This window comes from Luteococcus sp., assembly GCF_043424415.1.
Lineage (GTDB): Bacteria > Actinomycetota > Actinomycetes > Propionibacteriales > Propionibacteriaceae > Luteococcus.
The window spans coordinates 1-5,615 of sequence record NZ_JBHWOO010000198.1 but is presented as its reverse complement, the minus strand read 5'-3'; the positions used below and the strand labels follow the sequence as shown (position 1 = coordinate 5,615).

Annotated in this window: 6 protein-coding genes and 1 pseudogene; 2 read left to right on the top strand and 5 right to left on the bottom strand. The window is 69.6% G+C overall.

Translation table 11 applies throughout. The annotated features are described in order from the left end of the window. Positions 1 to 390 (top strand): DUF3267 domain-containing protein (locus ACHFFZ_RS11430; protein WP_394276739.1); only part of this gene is annotated, 390 nt, incomplete at its 5' end. A gap of 18 nt (positions 391 to 408) precedes the next feature. Then, positions 409 to 579 (top strand): annotated as a pseudogene (locus tag ACHFFZ_RS11425) (TetR family transcriptional regulator); the annotation flags it as partial. A gap of 123 nt (positions 580 to 702) precedes the next feature. On the opposite strand, the gene ACHFFZ_RS11420 reads toward ACHFFZ_RS11425, so the two are convergent. Genes ACHFFZ_RS11420 through ACHFFZ_RS11400 form a run of 5 tightly spaced genes read right to left on the bottom strand, consistent with a single transcriptional unit; the run spans position 703 to position 5,388 of the window. Continuing rightward, on the bottom strand, positions 703 to 1,371 hold the full coding sequence (locus ACHFFZ_RS11420) for a TlpA family protein disulfide reductase (protein WP_394276738.1): 669 nt from the start codon (positions 1,369 to 1,371) through the stop codon (positions 703 to 705). A gap of 28 nt (positions 1,372 to 1,399) precedes the next feature. Further along, entirely contained in the window at positions 1,400 to 2,266 is an 867-nt protein-coding gene (ccsB, locus tag ACHFFZ_RS11415) for a c-type cytochrome biogenesis protein CcsB (RefSeq protein ID WP_394276737.1), read from the bottom strand. Continuing rightward, positions 2,259 to 3,758, bottom strand: coding sequence for a cytochrome c biogenesis protein ResB (locus ACHFFZ_RS11410; RefSeq protein ID WP_394276736.1), 1,500 nt, complete (start codon positions 3,756 to 3,758; stop codon positions 2,259 to 2,261). Before ACHFFZ_RS11410 ends, ccsB begins: the two co-directional genes overlap by 8 nt. Before the next feature lie 7 nt (positions 3,759 to 3,765). After that, a complete protein-coding gene (locus ACHFFZ_RS11405; RefSeq protein WP_394276735.1) occupies positions 3,766 to 4,455 on the bottom strand; it encodes a cytochrome c biogenesis CcdA family protein in 690 nt (229 codons plus the stop codon). A gap of 18 nt (positions 4,456 to 4,473) precedes the next feature. Then, positions 4,474 to 5,388, bottom strand: coding sequence for a tetratricopeptide repeat protein (locus ACHFFZ_RS11400; protein WP_394276734.1), 915 nt, complete (start codon positions 5,386 to 5,388; stop codon positions 4,474 to 4,476). Positions 5,389 to 5,615 lie beyond the last annotated feature (227 nt).

Below are 5,615 nucleotides of genomic sequence, written 5' to 3'. Positions count from 1 at the left end.
GCCACGGCGGTGATGAGCGTGGCCACGCTGCTGCTGCACGAGTTCCTGCACGGGCTGGGGATGCTGGCCCTGGGGGCCCGGCCCCGATTCGGTGCCGGTGTCATGTCGCCCGGGCTGCCCTACGTCTACACCACCAACGAGGGCCACCTGTTCACCCGATGGCAGTACATCGTCATCGCCGCCCTGCCCAACGTGCTCGTCAACGTCCTGCTGCTCCTGCTGATGGTCATGGGGCCCGCCCCGTCGTGGTGGGTGATCCCCTTCGCCCTGCACCTGTCGGGCGGCGTGGGCGACATGTGGCTGTGCTGGGCCGCCTGTGCCGAGGTGCCCGGGACGCTGGTGGAGGACCGCCGCGGCGGCATCCGGGTGCTGCGTCCCGACGCCTCCTGAGTCGGCCAGGACGCGACCTTGCGGGCGCGCCCCACACCTGCCGCCCAGCCCGGCCGCACCGAGATCCGCGAGGAGATCCTGGCCGCAGCCCGGCACCTGCTCGCAGCGCGCGGTTACGACAAGACCTCGATCCGTGCCATCGGCCGTGCCGCCGAGGTGGACCCGGCCCTGGTGCATCACTGCTTCGGCACCAAGGAGGAGCCCTTCCAGGCCGGCCCCGCACTCCCGTCCCCCAGTGCGGGAGTCGGGCAAATGGCAGGACCCCGCGCCCATCACGGGTGCGGGGTCCTGTGGCGTTCGGGCCGGGCGGGATCAGCCGCCGATGGCCTTGAGGTTCTCGTCCATCTTCTCGGAGGTCAGGGCACCGACGTGACTGGCGCGCAGGATCCCGTCGGCGTCGATGAAGAAGTGGGACGGGATGCCGATCGAGCGGTAGCGCGAGGCGATCAGGGTGTCCGGATCACTGACCATCGGGACGGTCAGCCCCAGTCGCTGCTGGTAGCCGCGCACGGTGGCCTGGTCCTCGTTGATGAAGATCGAGACGACCATGGTGCCCTTGGGCTTGCTGCGCTTCCAGGCCTGTTCGATGTCGGGGGCCTCCGCGCGGCAGGCGGTGCACCAGGTGGCGCCGAAGTTGATCCACACCGGGTGGCCCTTCAACTCCGACAGCGAGATCTTCTGCCCGTCCAGCGTCGTGGCGGTGAAGCGCGGTGCCGGCTGCCCGATCTCGGGCGCCGAGCCGGACTGGTCACCCTCCAGCGTCACCGCGGTGGCGCCATTGGCCAGTCCGGCCTCCCCACCACCCTCGGCCGGGGCGTCCGGGCGGTTGATCGCCCAGGCACCCACCATCACCAGGGCCAGCGTGACCAGCAGGACGGCCATGCTGCCGAAGCGGCTGGAGCGCAGGCCCTCGCGCCAGTCCTTCGACGGCGCCTCGCTCTGCTGCCCGGGACGTCCCGGCTCGGGGCTGGCGGTGCTCATGTCATTCACCTCGGGTGTCGACGACGGATCAGGCGTAGGAGTGCAGGCCACCGAAGAAGTGGTTGCCCAGGAAGGTGAACACGATCGAGGCGAAGCCCAGGATCAGCAGCCAGGCCGAACGGTTGCCCTGCCAGCCGCGGGTCACCCGCGCGTGCAGGTAGGCGCCGTAGACCAGCCAGGTCACCAGGGCCGCGGTCTCCTTCGGGTCCCAGCTCCAGTAGCGGCCCCAGGCGGTGTTGGCCCAGATGGCGCCCTGGATGTTCATCATGGTCAGCAGCGGGAAGCTGAAGACGACGGCGCGGTAGCCCAGCTCGTCGAGGCGCTCCCGGCTGGGCAGGGCGCTCCAGCGCACCTTCGGCTTGAGCAGGTAGAGGATGGCGGCGGCCGAGGCGACGCCGCCGGCACCGTAGCCGAGCACGGCCAGGAAGACGTGCACGGTCAGCATGAAGGGGTTCTGCAGGGCCGGCATCAGCGGGCGGGTGATGTCGTCGCGGGTGGCGGCGTAGACGAGCACGGCCAGTGCCATCGGCAGCAGGGCGATGCCCAGGGCGCGGGCGTGGTGGCGACGTTCGAAGTAGACGTAGAACAGCAGCATCCCCCAGCCGAAGGCACAGGCGAACTCGTACTGGTTGGCGAAGGGGGCGTGCTTGGTGACCATGGCCCGGGTGATCAGCGAGATCGTCATCAGGATCATCGCCACCAGGGTCAGCTGGCTGGCATACCAGGCAACGCCATGGGTGGTGGAGGTGGCGGGCGCGGCGTCGACGGTGCCGCCCCCGGCCGCCGCGAGGGCGGGGCTGCGACGGCTGGTGGTCAGGCCGGCGACGAAGGCGATCGAGGCGAGCGCCACCAGGATGGTGGCTGCCACGAGGCAGTACTTGGAGATCTCAAGCATGGGTGCTCCCGGAGGTGGTCAGGGTCTGCTCGGAACCGGGTGCCGGCTCGGAACTCTGGCGGTTGGCGGGTTCGCCGAGGGATTCGACGAAGGTCTTCATGGTGCGTTCGAAGATGGTGTCGTGCTTGTCGGGCGAGGCCATGCGCACCTGGCTTCCCGAGGCGGTGGGGTGGATCCTCAGCCAGACGCGCTGGTGCTTGAAGAACATCGTGCAGATGGTGCCGAGCACCAGCAGCAGCGAGCCGGTCCACACCAATGGCGCGCCATGGTCCTGCGAGACCATCAGGCCGGTGAACTGGCGTTCGCGCTCGAAGGTGACCTTGAGCCCCCCCACCTCGGCGGGCTGGCCCTGGCTCACCACCTGCTGCGCGACGGGCTCGTTGGAGTCGGCCTTGTAGACCTCCACCTGCACCTGTCCGGGGCCGATGCGGGCGTCGACCTGGCCGGAGGCGGGGGCGATCACGTAGACCTGCAGGCCCTGGGCGGGCAACTCGACGCGGCCGTAGTTCTGCGTCTCGTCGGCATTGGAGTACTGCAGCGGGACGGCGTCGTGGAGGATCGCCTTGCCCCGGGCGTCGGCGATGTCCACCTCGGCGGCGAAACCGAAGTAGGCCTGGTTGAACTTGATGCCGTCGTACTTCATGGGGGAGTTGACGCGGGCCGTGTGCTCGAGCACCTGCTTGCCGTCCTTGAACAGCACCAGCTCGGCGGCATAGTCCATCGGGCTGCCGTCGTTGTGGTAGGAGTCGGTGAAGCTCTTGGCCTGCACGCTCAGCCCGGTGTCATGGCCCACCTGCTTGGGGCCCATGCCCACCGGGACGGTGAACTCGTCGTCGCGGAAGCCGGTGTTGTTGGTGACCAGCACGCCCAGCAGGATCAGCACGAAGGCGGCATGGGCCAGGGCGGTGCCCAGCGGCATCCAGCGGTTGCGGTCGGCATACAGGTTGAGCCCGTCACCGCGGTCGTCGGTCAGGACGCGGAAGCGGCGCTTGACCAGTCCGGCACGGGCCGCTTCGAGGGCCTGTTCCGGGTCGGTGGACAGCTCGACGCTGTGGCGCGTGCGTGCGTGGTCGAAGAAGCCCTCGCGCACGTGGGTGTGCGGGGCTGTGGCATTGCGCCACAGCAACGGCAGCCGGTGCGTGGTGCAGCCGATGATGCTGAGCACCAGGGCGATGGTCACCAGCCGGAAGGGCCAGGAGCTGAACATGTGGAAGACGCCCATGAAGCTCAGCGGTGTGGTCCAGCCGCGGTACTTGCCGCGCACCGAGTCGAGGAAGCTGTCGTAGACCTCCTTGTCGGCGAACTGCTCGGCGGTCACCTGGCTGAACAGGACGCCGACCAGGGAGAGCACCGTCATCGCGAAGATGAGGAAGAGGCCGATCTTCTTGTTGTAGAAGATGGCGTAGATGCGTCGCAGCATCTCGCCGAGGCCCATGTCGCCCCCGGGGTCGGCGCCTGTCGTGCGGCGGGTGGATGGTGTTGCGGTGCTCATCTGTTCCTCATACTCCGAAGCCGGACAGCTTGCTGAACTGGTTGGTGACCACCAGGAATCCGGTGAGCACCAGCAGTGCTCCGGAGACCAGTTGGACGATGGTGGCGTGGCGGACGAACCAGGCGAGTCGTTCCCCCACCCAGGAGGCGCCCAGTGCCACTGCGACGAAGGGGATGCCCAGGCCCAGGCAGTAGGTGAGCAGCAGGCCGGCGCCGTGCCAGACGCTGCTGGTCTGCGTGGCCAGGGCGATGATGCCGCCCAGGACGGGGCCGATGCACGGCGTCCAGCCGGCGCCGAAGGCCAACCCGAGCAGCAGCGACCGTCCCAGGCTGACCTGGCCGGGGCCACGGCCGGAGCGGGGGCCACCCATGGCGCGTGACAGCACGGGGATCTCCACCAGCCCGGCGACGTGCAGGCCCATCACCACCAGCACCAGGCCGCCGGCCCAGCGCAGCAGGTCCTGGTGCTCGCCCAGCACCATGCCGACCAGGCCGATGGAGGCCCAGAAGGCGGTGAAGACCAGCGTGAAGCCCAGGACGAAGGCCAGCGACTGCACCAGGGCTGCGCGATGAGTGCGCTGCGACGGGTCGGACCCCACGAGGTAGCCGACGTAGATGGGCACGATCGGCAGGAAGCACGGCGAGGCGAAGCTGATGATGCCCGCCAGCAGCGCGATCGGAAGCGTGAGGTTGTCCATGGTCGTGCCCGGTGGGTGTCAGCGCGAGGGCGTGGCCGCGGCCGACGGCGTGGTGGCGGCGGACGGCGTGGCCGAGACATTGGACAGGTGGGACTTGACGGTCTTGGCCAGCTGCGACTCGGGGGCGATGTCGACGACCTTCTGCCAGGCCTGGTTGGCCTTGGCCATGTCGCCCCGCGACATGTGCAGGAAGCCGAGGTTGTAGTAGATCTCGGCACGCTTGGGTGCCAGTGCGGCCGCCTTGTTCCAGCTGACGGCCGCCTCGTCGAGCTTGGCGGCGTTGAACTGGGCCACGCCCAGGGCGAGCCAGGCGTCGACGTCCTTCGGATCGACCTGGGTGATCCGCTGCTGCCACTGGGCGGCCTTGTCGTACTCGCCGGAGCCGTCGTAGATCTGGCCCAGGGCGCGCATGGAGAGCACGTCCTTGGGGTTCTCCGCGATCTTCTTCTCCAGGGTCGCGACCATCTTGGGGTCGGCGGGCTTGGGTGTGGAGGCGGGCTGGGCGGACGAGGCAGCGGCCTGCGGCTGGGCCTCCTGCGGCCTGTCGCCCATCAGGTAGACGCCCATCACGATCGCAGCGGCCAGGGCTGCCAGCGAGAGGTAGTTGAACAGCGAGCGGTTCCTCGACGGCTTCTGCACTGCGGGTGCCGCCACGGCCGCGGTGGCGGGGGCCACGGCGTCGTCGTCGAGGCCCAGCTCGCGCAGGTCCTCGGCCAGTGCGGACTGCTCCGGGCTTCCGGTGTCGGTCAGGGCCGCCTGGGCGGAGCGTTCGGCCAGCGCCTTCTGCCGCTGGGCCCAGGGCTGCAGCTCGGCGGGGGCCTGGTCCAGCAGGGCGACGATCCGGTCGCGGGTGGCGCGGACCTGGTCGGCGGTCGCGCCGGCGGGCAGGCCCAGGTGGTCCAGCCCGGTGGGTCGATGCTCGGGGTTGGTCATTCGGGACTCCGTCGTTCGCGCGCTGCCTGGGAAGTTGTCACGGAAAGAACCGTGGTTGTTGCGTTGGCGCTCACTGTACAAAGGGCTGGGGCGGACGACGGAGCCCCGAATGACCAACCCCGAGCACCGACCCACCGGGCTGGACCACCTGGGCCTGCCCGCCGGCGCGACCGCCGACCAGGTCCGCGCCACCCGCGACCGGATCGTCGCCCTGCTGGACCAGGCCC